General features: G+C 50.4%; 13 protein-coding genes. 8 read left to right on the forward strand and 5 right to left on the reverse strand.

From position 1 onward, the window contains the following. Positions 1-55 precede the first annotated feature (55 nt). Both Q0W37_RS12705 and trxA read right to left on the reverse strand, forming a co-directional pair. Positions 56-727, reverse strand: coding sequence for a Crp/Fnr family transcriptional regulator (locus Q0W37_RS12705; protein WP_297701927.1), 672 nt, complete (start codon positions 725-727; stop codon positions 56-58). 53 nt (positions 728-780) lie between these two features. After that, positions 781-1,092 (reverse strand): thioredoxin, encoded by a 312-nt coding sequence (gene trxA, locus Q0W37_RS12710; protein ID WP_290994788.1) that lies wholly within the window; start codon positions 1,090-1,092, stop codon positions 781-783. A 262-nt stretch (positions 1,093-1,354) separates the two neighbouring features. Here trxA and Q0W37_RS12715 point away from each other — a divergent pair, with 262 nt between their 5' ends. Further along, complete coding sequence (locus tag Q0W37_RS12715) at positions 1,355-2,758, forward strand: ATP-binding protein (RefSeq protein ID WP_297701928.1); 1,404 nt, start codon at positions 1,355-1,357, stop codon at positions 2,756-2,758. Positions 2,759-2,785: 27 nt separating this feature from the next. Here Q0W37_RS12715 and Q0W37_RS12720 read toward each other — a convergent pair whose 3' ends face one another. Then, positions 2,786-3,409: a hypothetical protein gene (locus Q0W37_RS12720; RefSeq protein ID WP_297701929.1), complete on the reverse strand. Its 624-nt coding sequence runs from the start codon at positions 3,407-3,409 to the stop codon at positions 2,786-2,788. Between the two features lie 247 nt (positions 3,410-3,656). Here Q0W37_RS12720 and Q0W37_RS12725 point away from each other — a divergent pair, with 247 nt between their 5' ends. Genes Q0W37_RS12725 through Q0W37_RS12735 form a run of 3 tightly spaced genes read left to right on the forward strand, consistent with a single transcriptional unit; the run spans position 3,657 to position 7,587 of the window. Beyond that, on the forward strand, positions 3,657-4,466 hold the full coding sequence (locus tag Q0W37_RS12725; protein WP_297701930.1) for a TIGR02147 family protein: 810 nt from the start codon (positions 3,657-3,659) through the stop codon (positions 4,464-4,466). After that, positions 4,466-5,668 carry a carboxypeptidase-like regulatory domain-containing protein gene (locus Q0W37_RS12730; protein WP_297701931.1) on the forward strand — a complete coding sequence of 401 codons (1,203 nt, stop codon included), beginning with the start codon at positions 4,466-4,468 and terminating at the stop codon, positions 5,666-5,668. Before Q0W37_RS12725 ends, Q0W37_RS12730 begins: the two co-directional genes overlap by 1 nt. A gap of 26 nt (positions 5,669-5,694) precedes the next feature. Continuing rightward, positions 5,695-7,587 carry a glycoside hydrolase family 5 protein gene (locus tag Q0W37_RS12735; RefSeq protein ID WP_297701932.1) on the forward strand — a complete coding sequence of 631 codons (1,893 nt, stop codon included), beginning with the start codon at positions 5,695-5,697 and terminating at the stop codon, positions 7,585-7,587. Between the two features lie 76 nt (positions 7,588-7,663). Here Q0W37_RS12735 and Q0W37_RS12740 read toward each other — a convergent pair whose 3' ends face one another. Then, the gene (locus Q0W37_RS12740) at positions 7,664-8,839 is read right to left on the reverse strand and encodes a hypothetical protein (RefSeq protein WP_297701933.1); all 1,176 of its coding nucleotides are present in this window, start codon (positions 8,837-8,839) and stop codon (positions 7,664-7,666) included. A gap of 32 nt (positions 8,840-8,871) precedes the next feature. After that, positions 8,872-9,717 carry a TIGR02147 family protein gene (locus Q0W37_RS12745; protein WP_072976544.1) on the reverse strand — a complete coding sequence of 282 codons (846 nt, stop codon included), beginning with the start codon at positions 9,715-9,717 and terminating at the stop codon, positions 8,872-8,874. A 176-nt stretch (positions 9,718-9,893) separates the two neighbouring features. On the opposite strand from Q0W37_RS12745, the gene Q0W37_RS12750 reads away from it, so the two are divergent. From Q0W37_RS12750 to Q0W37_RS12765, 4 genes are all read left to right on the forward strand, one after another. Next, on the forward strand, positions 9,894-11,543 hold the full coding sequence (locus Q0W37_RS12750) for a glycosyl hydrolase (protein ID WP_297701934.1): 1,650 nt from the start codon (positions 9,894-9,896) through the stop codon (positions 11,541-11,543). 107 nt (positions 11,544-11,650) lie between these two features. After that, positions 11,651-13,021, forward strand: a complete 1,371-nt coding sequence (locus tag Q0W37_RS12755) for a hypothetical protein (RefSeq protein WP_297701935.1) — start codon at positions 11,651-11,653, stop codon at positions 13,019-13,021. Positions 13,022-13,197: 176 nt separating this feature from the next. Further along, on the forward strand, positions 13,198-15,111 hold the full coding sequence (locus Q0W37_RS12760; RefSeq protein ID WP_297701936.1) for an SUMF1/EgtB/PvdO family nonheme iron enzyme: 1,914 nt from the start codon (positions 13,198-13,200) through the stop codon (positions 15,109-15,111). Beyond that, on the forward strand, positions 15,111-16,032 hold a 922-nt coding region (locus tag Q0W37_RS12765), incomplete at its 3' end, for a histidine phosphatase family protein (RefSeq protein WP_297701937.1). The genes Q0W37_RS12760 and Q0W37_RS12765, both read left to right, overlap by 1 nt.

Raw genomic sequence — 16,032 nt, forward strand, 5'->3', positions numbered from 1 at the left:
ATAGTTTTTTCAAACGAATTTTATGACAACTTATGAGAATAAACACCCGATTCCATCACAAAATCTTGCGGAGGCCATCCACGTTGCGCAACTTGATGGCGCCGCGCCTGATTTCGACGAGTCCCTTGTCTGCAAATTCACGGAGCATACGGGCCACCACCTCGCGGGCGGAATTCACGTCGCGAGCAATTTCCTCTTGCGTTTTGCGGATTTCGTCGGAGCCGCCCCTTTCAAAATGCGACACCAAATAAGAAGCAAGCCGCTGGTCAAAGCGCTTGAACAGCATCAGCTGAATGGCACGAACCGCCTGCGAAAAACGCTCCGTTTCACATTCAAAGACAAAGGCGCGCACATGCACGTTGGATTCCATCAGACGCGCACAGACCATCGCAGGGACCACTAGCAGGGACGTATCCTTTTCGGCCACTACCGCCGTGTCAAAAGTCAGCTGACGAATCACGCACGACGCCGTCGACACACAGACTTCATCTTTGCGGGCATGGTACAGCGAAACCTCGCGGCCTTCGTCCGAGGTCATGCTCACGCGAATTTCGCCTTCGAGAATAAAGACGATTCCGAGACATTCGGAAGTGTTGCTGCTCACGAGCTGTCCCTTTCCGAAATTCTTGACAACGGCACGTTCCAACACAATCGCCTGTTCTTCGGACGAAAGCATCGACCAGAACGGGAGTCTGGGAACAATCAAACGAATCGGAGCAGCCTTCATAAAAAAACGCCTCTTTTGTAATATACAAAAAAGGCGCCCAAGGAGTATATGTATTAGCCAATCATTTCTACAATCTGAGCCTTCGGGCGAACGCCGATTGCAGAATTCGTCACCTTGCCGTCCTTTACGACCACAAGCGTCGGGATGCTCATGACATTGAACGAGGCGGCCAATTCGCCTTCATCGTCCACGTTCACCTTGCAGACCTTGATCTTGTCGCCGTATTCCTCAGCTATCTCCGAGATCACGGGCGAAAGCATCCGGCAAGGGCCGCACCAAGGAGCCCAGAAATCGATCAGGACCGGCTTGTCGGAGTGGAGCACTTCTTGTTCAAAGTTGTTTTTGGTGATATTCATTTCAGACATGTTTTACCTCTCTTTTTTCTTGTTTACAGGTATATTTTAGATTTTGAGAGGATAAAAGTCTGTGACTAAGTCACACTAGGGAAAGGGGGGTGTCAAAAACACAAGTCATTTTAAGGCGTTTTTTCAAAAATACAGGCTGTTTTTGGGCGTTTTTGTCAAAAGTACGGAAAAAAAACTGTAGGGAGTTGCTTTCGTCCAAGTTTTTATTTATATTAACTCTTGAGTAAATAACTTTAAAGTAAATAACTCTGGAGTAAACAACATGTTTGTCGGCCGAAAAAAGGAACTCAAGCTACTCGAAGATCTATACAATTCGAAAAAATTCGAAATGCTCATCATGCACGGCCGCAGACGCGTCGGCAAGAGTTTTCTTTTGGCTCAGTTTGCAGCTCTTCACGAAAAGGATACCGTTTTCTTTACAGCCGACAAAGGTAGCGAAAGTGATAACGTTCACAATTTTTGTACAGAGCTCAAACGAGTCTTGAACACAGGAGACTTTCTTAACGCGCTCAATACATGGCAAGATGTTTACTCGTTTATCGACGGATTCTCGTTTTCAAAACGAATTAACATCATCATTGACGAATTCACCTATCTATACAATTCGAACCCCGCATACGATTCCGGGCTGCAAAACGCCATAGACCGCATTCTGAAAAAAAAGAACATTTTTTTGATATTGTGCGGTTCCGAAGTTTCTGTTATTGAAGATTTGTTCGACAATTCAACAAAGCCGTTGTACGGCCGCAAAACAGCAGATTTAAAATTACAGCCATTCACTTACAAAGAAGCAAGGGAGTTTTTCCCGAAATACAGTAACGAGGAAGTTCTTACAGTCTATTCTATTCTTGGAGGCATTCCCCTATACCTGTCACTTTTTGACGATTCGATTTCCATCCGCGAAAACATCATCAAGACATGCCTTTCCACGACGGGTTACCTATACAACGAAATTGATACGTTGCTCCGTATGGAGCTCAAAGAAACACTCTTTTACAAGAACATCCTTCTCGCGATCAATTCGGGCGCATCTACACTAAATGACATAAAGACTAAAGTCGATGGGGACAGCGCTAAAATAGCGAAATACTTGAAAGTCCTTGAAAACTTAGGATTTATCAAAACTGAAATTCCTGTTGGTGAAAAAAGCAAAACGCGCAATACGCTCTATTCAATTGAGGAAAACTATTTTGCCTTTTATTTCAGGTTCATATACAAACATTTAAATATGCTGAACGGATTGATCGCACCTGAAATTTACTACGATCGGGAATTCACCATTGAAAACATAAACGGTTATATAGGTCATCGTTTTGAAAGAGTGTGTTCTCAGTACATCAAAGAAAAATCCTACAACGGCGAGTTACCATTTTTTGCTGAAGAAATAGGCCGCTGGTGGGGAAACAATCCCGTTGAAAAAAGGCAAGAAGAAATCGACATTGTTGTTCAAGACCAAAATAATGCAATTATTTGCGAATGCAAATACACAGAAAAACCTTTTGACGAAAGTGAACTTTTAAATTTGCAGGCAAGCGCACCATGCATCAAACGCGATAACCTATATTTCTGGATTTTCTCACGCAAAGGCATCACGTCTGGAGTTAAAAAGAAAATCAAGAATCAGGATAACTTCAAGGTTACCACGATTAAAGAATTGTTCGATTAGACACACTTCTCTATCACACGGTAAATTTTATTTCCACACGACATTCCTGTCGTAGGTGCCGTTGCGCAATTGGACATGCAGGTGTTCGTTCGCCTTTCCGATATCTTCATGCAACACAATAAAGCGGCTACCGAGCTCCTCGCGAACTGCCTGCACAAGCCTTTCGCGGTCTACCCTGTCGCCCATATCCTTGATGCGGAAGTCGAGCGCCGCCCCCACATAATGCGCAGACCTTTCAGCATGACCCTCGTAATCGTTCGCACTCGTAATGAGCGGCATAAATTCATCGTCGTTCATGGCGGTGTGATAAACACTTGCAACAACCGAAATCACGCTATCCATTTCAGGACGGAGCATATTGAAACTCACACCGGGCTTGTGCCGCGTCATCGAAAGCATCTGCTCGTGATAATCGCATTGGACATCATCCCGAAATTGAACCACATGCTCCCTAACGGTATTTTGGGTATACGCGATTTCCTTCTTAACCTCTTTCACCCCATCACTCGCGCCACCTACAATAAAAACCACCAGGCAGATTCCGCCAATAACCAGGAGCACCGGCAAAAGCGCTATAAGAATCTTGATGGCAATAGCGGCCAAGACGATAACGATCGCCGCGACAACGAGAAAACCCAAAACCGATGCCATACAAGTCTCCTGTATAAAGCGAAGTAGAGGTCATTCAGCTCCACTCTATTTATATCGCTTATTTAGGAGGATTTGTAAAAAAGCCTGTTTATTGAACAAAGAATCATCCACAGCCTACGGTCAAATCCGCCGTTCTGTTTCCATTATTTATGTATTTTCATCAATCAATAATAAAAGTTTACTTTACAATCTCAAAATTTTATCTATTTTTAAATATATGAACAATGTTTCCACAATTAGTGTATTTATGTACTTTGATTACCGGGATTATATCCGGGCCGTCGTGGAGGCATTGCAATCCAGAGGGCAGTCCATCCGTTCCATCCAAGAAAGCGCCGGAGTCTCGGGTTCCGCCTTTTTCAACCGCATTCTGGACGGATCCCGCCCGCTTTCCACTACAAATGCAAAGACTCTCGCCAAGGCTTGGGGCCTTTCCGACGAAGAATCCGAATACTTTCTGACGCTAGTCCGCTTCGGCAACGAAAAAAACGTGGACGAACGCGAAAATCTGCTCAAGAAACTTCTCGCCGTACGCGCGAGCAAGCAGGAATACGAGCTCCAGGATTCCGCCCTCAAGTTCTTTTCGAAGTGGTACTACCCCGTTTTGCGCGACTTGTTGCCGCTCCTCCCCGCAAACACCCCCGCCGAGAAAATCGGCCGGATGTTCACGCCAGCGCTCCGCGCCCCGCAAGTGCAAAGCGGAATCAAGTACCTCATGGAAGCCGGATTCGTCACTTTCAACGACAACGGAACTTATCGCATCGAGCAGCCGATTATCTCGACGCCGCCGCGCGTACGCTCCACCATTCTGCGCAAATACCATTTGAAGAATCTCGAAGTCAATAGCGAAGTTTACGACCTGTTCTCGAGCGACGACCGTAGCATCACCAGTGTAACCTGCAGCCTTTCCAAGGAAAGCTTCGAAAAGGTTCGCGAAGAAATCGCCAAGCTTCGCGAAAAAATTTTGGCCATGTCCCGCGAAGAAAAGAACCCTGACCGCATCTGTCATGTCGGATTCCAGCTCGTGAACCGCGCCAAGGTGAAGGAGGGCAAATAATGAAGGTTATTCACGCCCTTTCGCTTTTCGCGGCCAGCCTCGGCGTCGCATTCACTGCCTGCAGCACAAATGAAAATTCTGTCGCAAACGGTACAGGCAGCAACGCCGGCGAAACCGAAATTGCTGGCATCGTTACAGCCACCAATCACGGAATGCCCCTCAAAAACGCCGTCGCCCGCGTATGGATTCTAAACGAGGATTCCATGCTCGTCGCCTACGAAGACTCCCTTGACGACAACGGCATTCTCAAGATCAACTCCGTCGCCCTGAGCGAAAAGAAAGCACCCGTCCAGTTACTCGAAATGCGCTCCGGAGATTCGCTCTCTATTATGCGCTGGGTCGATCTGGAACGCAGTCCGGAGCAGAATCTCGCCATCGCCCAAAGCGAAAGTCTGAAAGGCTTTATCACCAACAACGGCACGGCCGTCGAGAACGCAACCGTAAGCATTCTAGACCAAACCGTTACCACGGACGCACAAGGATACTTTGAATTCAGCGGTTTGCCCGCTGGCGTGCACTACGCCTTCGTCGAAGGCTATTTTGGCAAATTCTCTTACCAGATGGAAACCGGCCTAAGCGAAGGCGCCACGACAAATCACATCAACATCGCCGACAGCATTTTCACCGTTGTCGAAGACTTTGAAAATTGGAAACACAGGCAGACCTTTATCGGCAAGAGCTTCGGACAAGGTTGGTGGTTTATTTGCACCGACTCCCTACAAGGCGGGAACAGCCGCGTCGTCGAAGGCATCGACAGCGACAAGATTCTCGTTACCGGCGACAGCGCCAAGAGCGGCAGCAGTCTGCACCTGATTTTCAATATCGATCAGGAAACAGAAGGCCATTACGGCGTCGCAGGATTCTCCATCGGCGACGACTTTGACGAAGACGAAATGTTCGCTTTCTACGACTTACGCAGCGCCACCGCCATTTCGTTCGACGCCAAGGGCAGCGGAAAGATTTCGTTGCAAATTACCAAGCGCGGCAACGACGGCAAGCGAGACTTCCACCAGACCGCCTTCGTGACGCTCGACGACGAATGGGAACATTTCACTTTTACCGCCGACGATTTCGACACGGAACTTATCGCCGTCAACACCATCAACATCTTGGTGACCGAGGACGCAGAGATTTTCTTGGACAACATTCGCTTTGACGGCATTTCGCCGAGCATGTGGCCAAGCCTCGGAATGCGATTCTAGAATTTTCACATATAGGAGTGTGCTTTATGAAAAGAACAAAAATGGCTATTGCAGCCTTGTGCGCTCTCGCTTTTGCAAGCAGCGCGTTCGCCACCATTCAACCCACGCGCGTTGGTCCCGTTAGCCAATACGGCGCTTTGCAAAGCGGCAAGAACTCCGCTGGCGAAGGCCGCATTTACGGCAGCGTGCAAGGCGTCAAGGACGGCGCCGAAGTCCAGGTTCGTGGAATGAGCCTCACTTGGAGTCAGTACTGGCCGTACGGCAGCAGCTTTTACGGGAGTTCCTTTATCGACACTTTGGTCGGCTCCTGGAACGTTGAACTCGTCCGCTCTGCCATGGGCGTCGTGCCGCCTTGGGGACACGGAAGCTACATGACCCGCCCCGAATATTTCGAATCGCAAATGGACACCGTGGTTCAAGCCGCTATTCAAAACGATGTTTACGTCTTGATCGACTGGCACAGCGAAGGCGGTTACTACAACTGCATCCATAAGGGAACAAAGCCTAAGTACGAATTTAACGACAACAAGACCTGCTTTACCGCAAACGATGCCGCCGCCTTCTTCGGGCGCATGGCCGAACGCTACGGCAAGTATCCGCATGTCATTTTCGAAATCTACAACGAACCCGTGAGTGAATCCTGGGCAGACCTGAAAGCCTACGCCGACACGGTCATCAGCGCGATTCGCAAACATTCGAAAAACCTGGTAATCGTCGGAACCCCGATGTGGTCTTCTATGGCAGGCGATGCCGTAGCCGCCCCCGTACAAGACGATAACGTCGCCTACACTTACCATTTCTACGCCAACCTGCATCAGACTTCTAGCCACTTGTCCAGTTCCAACAAGGCGATGGAAGCCGGCCTTAGCGTATTCGTAACGGAATGGGGCGGCATCGATGAAATCTTCACCAAGGAAGCCCACAAGACCGAACTTGAAAAATTCCTCGCATGGACCAACGAGAAGAAAATTTCTTGTGCCAAGTGGGATGTCGAAAAGCCCTTCCTCGAAAACAACGATGTCGACAACTACATCAAAGAAAACATTTTGCCCGCAAAGACCACCTACCAGAAAAATCTGAACTGGGAAACCGAAATCAACGACAAGTTGCCCAACTTGATTACATACGGTGCAGGCACCGAAATTCCGGGCAAGTGGAGCAGCACCAGCGACATCGATGACTACGGCGACGAACAGGGCGACAAGGGAAATTCCACCTTCACCGACAACTCTACCGAAACCACCGTGAAAATGGACAACCTGAAGCTTGACACCGTCGGTACCGGTTTCGATTACGCTCCGTACATTCGCGCAGAATACGCGTTCGACGGCGCACCCGATTTGTCCAAGTGCAAAATGGTAAGTTACCGCTACAAGGGAGCGAACCACCAATTTATCCTCTACTACGACTGGAACGCCAGCATCGATGTCTTTGGCGAAGGCGCCTGGGACTACCCCTTTGTCGAAATGCCGTACGCACCCGAATGGGAAACGGTCTACGTGGATTTAGGCTGGATGATGAGCAACGGCTGGCAGGCAGCACTCCCGCTAACCCCGGTTCTTTCGGCAGCGACCGCGTTCCGCTTTAATGTAACAAACGATTTTTTCGACACCTCGCTTTGGGTCGAAAATATCAAGTGCATCGAAAGCGTTGAAGGCTATACACCTGTAAAAATTCCCACAAACACAGACGCCGTCCAAACGCAGATTGCAAAGGCGAATTACCGCATAAACACCAACGGATTAAACATTGTCGCCACCGGCATCAAGAACGGCACGCATTACTCGCTTTCGAACATCCTCGGACAGACGCTGCGTTCCGGCACCGCAAACGCAAGCAGCATTAAGCTGAGCGCACCGCAGGCAGGCCGCTACATTCTCCGCATCGGCAATTCCATCCACCCGATTTCAATCAAGTAAGCGAAAGCCTTTCCCCGATACAAAAGGGAGCAAGAGCAAAAGCGCCTCGGCATTCCGCCGAGGCATCTTTATTTGGTTAATCGATAATTTGAATTCCTTCGAATACGATTTCGTCTATTTCTAGACGGGTACCGTTATAGATGAAGATGCTGAATATGCCGATTTCGTTTGAGATTTCACCCCACGAGACTTGATAATTCTCACTGTCCAACACTTCTTTTCCAGGGTGTAAGACCAGGTCGGTCCATTCACCGTTCGCCGACACCATCCACAGAGCCTTGTTATAGTTGTTATTCTCGATTTGACGGTAATGTTCCAGCGCGATAGCGAAATCGCAGTCACCGCGGACTTTCAAGCGAACGGCAGAAAGCGCACTCAAATCGTAGTAACCGGAATCAAGCCCAAGATGCGTCCCGAGCATGACATAGCCCGTATCTTGAATGGCATACTTTAACGAGAGATACTTCCCGCCGGCACCGTCATCTACAAGCGCACCCGCAAAACCGCCGGCACTGTCAGGACTTTCAAAGGTTGCACCCTTGTGTGGCATGTAGTACCAGCCGAAGTTCTTGTAGGTCTTCGCCAAGTTGTTCAGGCTGTCGCCATCGTCAAAATCTTCGAAGACGTATTCGCGGGTCAATTCCTGGAATCGCACGAGCGTATCGACGGAAGTCCCCGCGTCAAGCGAAACAGCGGCAACGGGCTGATCATCCGCAAGAATCGTATATAGGCCCGCAGGAACATGCGAGAAGACAAACTCGCTTCCATCATTTTTTGCCCAATAGGGAGTCGCATCAAGCATCACGACACTGCGCGAAACTATAGAATCAGAGGCCGCGGCCCCAGTGCGTACCGTAAGCGAAACGGACGGCAGAAGTTCGATTTCATTCGTCGTAGAATCTTTCGCCTTGAGTTTAGTCCACACCATCAGCGAGGAGTCCTCGCCCGCAATTCCCTCGACATAGCACCTTGCATTCTGGCACTGGTCAAGTTCAGTCCCGAACTGCACCATTCCGGAATCATCCGCAGTGGCAGTTTCCAGCGCTGAAACATGGGACGGGAGGAATTGCGTTATTTCTTCGAACGGGCTTTCCACGGGGACGGCACCGGAACGCTGGTACAAGGTAACGCGCGCCTGCGGTATAGGCTTGTGCGCCCCATCGAATGCAACGATGGCGATTCCGTTTGTCGTCTCGCTCGTGGCACCTGCAGCGTCGTTCCCTTTTTCGGTACATCCGACAAGCAATGCCACGCCAAAAATAAAACACTCCACAACCCTTTTCATCACTCTTCCTTTTTCATCATCGGGAATAACTGAAAATTTAATTGATAAACGCTGTCGCATATCTGTGCGGGCATCGTATTGACCACATTTACGATGGCTTTTCGCGTTTCTGCAAGGATTTCGCGGATTTTCTGGATTTGTTTCGAGTCGAGTGCCATGGTAAGCGTGCTGATATCACGCTTTTCCTTCGGAATGTAAGCAATCGAATCTCGCGCTAGCTCTGCGATACGCCCTTGGTAATCGCTAATGGTTGCACTCAGCCAGTGTTCCTGCGTACGGAGGTGCGCCTCGGTGGGCTCCACACGACCATCCTTGCGTTGGCGGGCAAGCCCCAACTGCAACAGCGCCTCAACTGCTTTCTCGACCTGCGAAGCGGTTAGCTTAGGGATACATGCTTCACCGAGCGCAGCCGCATCTTGCGGTCCACGATAATCGAACACATCTAGTGCCGAACGGATCATCGGGTAGTACCACTGCTGAAAATAACGGTACCGAGCCTCATCTAACTCGCGACAACTCGCCGGGCGCATTTTCTGGAGCGTCTCAAAATGCTTGCGCACTTCTTCGTCGGTTTTAGCCTTGCCGTAGGCGACCGTCTCACGGAAGTATTCCGCCTTCGCTTCCTTGAAACGGAAAAATTGCACAAAAGCCTCAACGCACTTGGGTGAAACATGGCGTTTGCCCTGCAAAATCTTTACCAAGAGACTAGCATCCATACTGACCGCAGTGGCGAACACGCGATAGCTGAATGTCGGGTCTAACGACTTTTCCAGTTCGTAGAAGTCCTGCAAGAACTTGCGGTAGTCGGTATAGTCGTATATGTTTATCTTATTTCTTGCGAACATGATTTGCTACCCCAAGAATATAGTTTCTATCATCAAAATAATCAATTTCTACAACCACTTTTTATTGATTTTTTACAGGTATGTTGACATTTTTGTCCACACCCAGCCTAAAAAAAAGACCTCATAATTATTTAGAAATATAGATTTAGGGTATAATGGTGTATCAAGGAGTTACTATGTTTAAAAGGAAATTGTCCGTCATTCTTGCGGCAACCCTCGCAACAACAGCCTTCGCAGCCAAATACGAAGCTGAATCGGCAACCGTATCTAGCGAAGCAAAAATTGTCAACAGCAGTGGCGTCTCTGGCACAGGGTACGCAAGCCTCCAGGAAGGCAACATTTCTTTCACAGGTGTCACAGCCGAAACCGCTGGCAAATACACGCTCACAATCCACTACAAGGCGGGTGATTACAAGGCGAACTACCTCAAGGTGAATGGCGCCACCGCAGGCACAATCGACTTTGCAGCAACAACCGGATGGGCGGACGTCACAACGGCCGTCACGCTCAAGGCGGGCACAAACACCATCGCCATCGAGAAATATTGGGGATGGATCGACGTCGACTACATCGACATTTCTGCCTACGAATCCGCTCCCTTCAAGCTTTCTGCGACCCCGGTCACCCCGAACGCAACCGAAAGTGCGGTAAAGCTCTACAGTTTCTTGCGCGAGAACTTCGGCAAGAAAACGATTAGCGGAATCATGACCGGCGACATGAGCGGCTACACGCTGGGCGCCGACTTCAAGACCCACGACGACGTGAAGTACATCTACACGCGCACGGGCAAGTACCCGGCACTCGTCGGCCTCGACTTCCTTTTCGCGACAGGCCCGAACGCTTCCGGCAGCTGGAACATGGAATACACCGACAAGGCCATCTCCATCGCAAAGGGGCTATGGAAGGCTGGCGGCATTCCCGCATTCACCTGGCACTGGAAAGACCCGCTCGACAAGGATGACGCGTTCTATATCCAGGGCGCCGATAACGGCCAGGGATACACGACCTTCGATTTCGCGACCGGATTCAAGAGCGGCACCACCGAATGGGACACCGAAAGTGCTGCCTACAAGGGAATTGTCGCCGACATCGACCACATCGCCGACTACTTCCTCGAATTGCAAAAAGAAGGTGTTGCGGGCATTTTCCGCCCCCTGCACGAAGCGGGCGGAAAGTGGTTCTGGTGGAGTATCAATTCGGGCGACCAGTTCGCGGCCCTCTACCGCCTGGTATTTGACCGCATGGTCAAAGTCAAGGGTGTGAAGAACATGATCTGGGTGTTCAATCCCGAAGGTTCTACCGTCACCTCCTGGGATCCGGGTAGCGAATACTACGACGTGCTTTCCATCGACATCTATAACAACGCAAATGACCATTCCAGCAACGCGAGTTCTTTTGATAAGTTCAAGAACGCATCGAACGGGACGAAGATCCTCGCTCTCAGCGAAAACGGCCCCATTCCCGACGTGAACAACATGCACACCGACGAAGCCGTATGGAGCTGGTGGATGCCGTGGTACAGCACCTGGAGCGGAACCTGGCCCGGCCAAACGAAGGATGCCGTGTGGAAGAGCAATATGGACGACGAACGCGTCATTTCGCTCGAGGACATGCCCGGCTGGGACCAATACAAGCCCAAGCAGGACACCTCTACGACGCGTCTTGCAAGGGTGTCGCCGTTCTACGGGGCTGCAGAAACCATCGGAATCTTTGACATGAACGGCCATTACGTGGGAATTTCTACGCAAGGACTTCCGCAGGGTCGCTACATCGTGCGTCAAAGAATCCAGGGACGCAATCTGAATGCGGTATACATCAAAAAGTAATTATTGAGCCGTTTTCAACGAATTTTTACAGGCGATGCAAAAAAAATGAACACACAGCGGGGTTGGAGTTTATTTTTGGAGCGTCGCTTTTTTAAATTGGAGTGTTTATGGGTTGTTTTACTTTAAAAAAGGCGAACACAACCGCAACTTTTTTGTTATGCGGAATGTGCGCCTCTTACGGGATTACCCCGAACAAATTGGTTTCTGGCGGTTTGCCGGCTCATACAGGAGCCACAACGACAGATTATCTGACGGACGGTTACTTGACCAACTGGAAGAGTAGCAGCGCCAAGGAAATCGCGCTGAACGTGGGCGAAGGTCCTTCCAAATTGCTGATCAACTGGGAATCGTTCGGCGATTGCGCCTGGGCGACCGACTTCACGAGCAATTGCGGACACGCAGGCGTCGCTCTCTCGAATTTCAAGATTTTGACATCGGCGAATTCCACCGACGGCACTGACGGTGACTGGGAAGTGGCCGCCACCATCCAGGACAACCCCGTGATGGCACGCGGTGTAACCATCGACTTTGCAGGCAAATCCTGGTTCAAGTTCGCAAGCGAAGGCGATGTGGGCCAGATTCTTGAAATCGAAGCCTTCGACATGAGCAATGGCGGCACCGACACCTGGTTCTTTATGGGAACAAGCATCAGCCAGATGGGAATCAAGCAGCAGGATACCGATTCCACCACGGCGCAGCTCATTCATGCAAAGTTCCCGGAATACACGCCCGCCATGTTGCGCGGCGGCATTGGCTGCATCAACAGCACCGAGGTCGTGGAACACCTGAACGAATACCTGGAATACGCCGGCAACGTCAAGTTCTGGGCAATCGAAATGGGCACGAACGACGCCTGGGGCGGTGGCGATTGGAACCTGAACACCTACGTGAGCAACATGCAGACGATTATCGACTCTGCAAAGGCGCACGGTATCACGCCCATCATCGCAAGGATTATCGCAACGGATCCCGACAAGACGGAAGGAGGCTGGCAAATCAACCCTGCTTACCTAGAAGCCATTGACAAGCTCGTCGAAGATAACGGGTTGCCGCAGGGGCCCGATTTTTATAGTTACTTCAAGGAGCATCCCGAGTTACTCGCAAGCGACGGCGTTCATCCGAATGGCGAGGCGAAGGGTGGGCAAGCCATGCACCACTTGTGGGCCGAGGCACTCGCGCCCTTGTACGCTGTAGGTGACACCGCAACAACAAAGCCTGATAGCTCCACCGCTTTAAAGACGGCTAGCAAGTTTATCGCACCCCGAATTTACGCGCAAGGTAAAAATATCGTTGTCGAGGGAAATTTCCTAAACGAATCCCTCGTCACCCTCGTTTCTGCAACGGGGCAAGTCATTTCCCAAAAGGTGCTCTCGCAGAATCACGGACAAGTGCAATTCGAAAACCTTCCGATGGGCCAGTACATAGCCATCATCCGAGGCCGAAACATGGTCCAGACAAGTACCGTACAAGTAAAGTAAAATCACAAATCTTCTTAAACCAAACAAAGAGGCTCCCTGAACGGGGAGCTTCTTTTGACAAGCGTACATTTCGTGTGGACACATTTGTCCACAGTAAAATATTTTGTACATATTTTTTCTTATAGCTTAAGCTTATATTGAAATTGGTTACGGATGCTTACTCGATGGAGGTGCGTATGCACAAGATTTCCTCGGGTGTTATAGCGATTTCTTTTATCGCTGGTATGTTTGGGGGTTGCTCGGAATCGCCCGAAAGTGGGTTAACTCCCCCCGCCGAGGGCGATTCCACGGCAACTTCTATTTCGGAATGGACAAAAGCAGATTCTCTCCAAGGAATCAGCTCCGGAGCAGTTGTTGACGATTTCAGCACCTATTCATCGAGCGGACTCATTGCAACAAGTTCATCGGACATTTTGTTTATTAGCACTTCCTCGTCAGAAGAACTTACAGTTCCTTCAAGTTCTTCAAGCGGAACCGGATTTTCATATATTGCACCCGCAAATTTTACCGATACCGTAAACGGCGTCTTATTTGACATGGTTCATGTTCCGGGAGGTTCGTACACGCGCGGATGCGACAACTGCGAAGAACAAGACAAAATCTACGAGACTCCCGCGCACAAGGTAACCGTCAGCGACTACTTTGCCGCCAAAACCGAAGTCACGGTCAGCCAATGGAACGCCGTCATGGGCGGCAAGAAAAACGCGTGGGAATCGGGAAACGCCCCAAAAATAGGTGTAAGCTGGTTTGACGCGAACAATTTCGCTTGCAAATTGGGACAATTGACTGGCAGGCAATACCGCCTGCTCACCGATGCCGAATGGGAATTTGCCGCTCGCGGAGGTAAAGATGGGATTGCCGACGGCTTCAAATTCTCAGGAGGCAACGCCATTGACGATGTCGCCTGGTATTCCGAAAATAGCGGAGGCAAGGCGCACGATGTTGCCACCAAGAAGCCTAACAAACTCGGGCTCTACGACATGAGCGGCAATTCTTGGGAATGGGTGTACGACTGGCTCGTAGGCTACACCGCAGGCGACAAAGTCAACCCGGTACAGCTCACGGGTTCCGGCAACAAGACACGACGTGGCGGCAGTTACGGCGAACCCGCCGAATTCGCTCGGGTGAGCCGCCGGGCCATCCGTAGCCGCGACGGTGCTGCCGATATGGGATTTAGGCTAGGGGTCTCTACCGAACTTCCGCCGGGAATGATTAGCGCCTGCGAAGCGGCGAACCCGAGCGACGCGGTTTGTGTCGGAGACAAAAACCGCGACTGCCGCCTCATAACCGCAGCCGATGAAGCATGGATTAGCGACGACTACACCGTTGTCATCGGCGAAGACGGAATTGCAGCCGTTTCAGGATTCCCGAACGTTTCCGGCCAATGGTACACGCTCAACAACCGCAGTTTCAACGTGGTCTCCAAAACCGGAACCAAAACGTACGCCTACTACGTATTCAGCCAAGATGAGCTCACCATGATCAGTGACGACGGCATTCCTTACCGACTGTACCGTCGCGCCCTGAACGAAGCGAAGAATAAGGTAAACACCCCGACTGTAAGCAACCCGAAAACATTGGAACAGCTGATTGCCGCCGTTGAGCCCGAGCGCCTCGTGACAGACGAACAACTCGCCCACCCCGATACAAGCGTACGCGACCCGCGTATTGCCGCTGCTAGCGGATACACCTGGTTCTTTGACGGGCGCTGCTGTGGCGGCAACCACAAATACCGATTCCACCTTGACCAGAATGGGGACGCCGAATTCGTAGTCATGGATTACGACGACACGCACCACGAGAACATTCTCGCAAAGGGCCGCTGGTTCACCGTAGGCAACATCGGGCTACACATCGTGCTGAACGGGAAATACTTCAACTACCTTTACACCGCTGGCGAACGCACCATGAGCTACAGCGAGTACATGCCAGCAGGCCCCATTTTCTGTCACATTTCATTCCAAAGTTATGAACGAGGCGATTTCCGCATATTCAACAAGACCCTTTACGACGACAAAATCAAGCGCCCCCGCGGCTTCAACGGAGAAAAACCCGTTTACGAAGCCGGAGATTACCAGTGGGGGTCATAATGCGCGCGAACCTTTTCATCTTTGCCGCCGCATGTATTGCTGCGCTCACGGCATGCAACGACAAAGCTTCTAGCCCCGATATTGAATCAAGTTCGTCCGACGAATTTTCCAATCACTCCTGGATACCCGAGTCATCGTCCGAGCAAGATTCTCCGGTATGGTCGTCTTCGGCGATGTCATCTTCGAGCATTCCGCCGTACTCTTCTAGCGAACATATTCCACAAGCCCAATCGTCATCAACAGAGTCACGCGTCGCTTTTTCTTCTTCGATTGAGGAGTATTCTTCGTCTTCAATCGCCGACACCGCTCCAGAAGTTGTTCTGGACAAGGACGGTTTCGCAACCGTTGCCGATGTCTACAAGAGCCTCTCCCCCGACGAAAAGGCGGTTTTTATCATCCGCCATTCCGAACGCGAAGACGACGTGGCTTTGGAAACCGAACTCACTGCAAACGGAATCCAGATGGCGCAGGATCTAGGGGCCACCCTCAAAAGCGAAGAAGAATTCTCATACGTCACATCGGGATTCGTGCGCACGAACGAAACCGCAAAGCAAATTTCGAAAGGTCGCGGCGATGCAACTCTCCCGAAACTCATCACGAATTACGACATTACTGGCAATTGGTTCTTGAAAATTTCAGCCGACTCGCTCGCCAAGCATGCAACGGCACTCGGCCTAAAGGGCAGTTCAATCGAACTGATGGCACGCTGGGCATACGAAGGCGGATACCCAGAAACATTTTACGAAATGGAGCCCCGTGCACAAGAATTCATGCAAGCTGTCATCCTGAAAAATTTATCCAAGTGGAAACGCGTTACCATCATGGTATCGCACGACATTTTCGTGATGCCGCTTGCCGTTTTCGGCTCGCAGAAAAAAGTCGCCCTCAAGTATCACGAGGATTACCACTGGATTAACTACA

Source organism: uncultured Fibrobacter sp., assembly GCF_947166265.1.
Taxonomy (GTDB): domain Bacteria; phylum Fibrobacterota; class Fibrobacteria; order Fibrobacterales; family Fibrobacteraceae; genus Fibrobacter.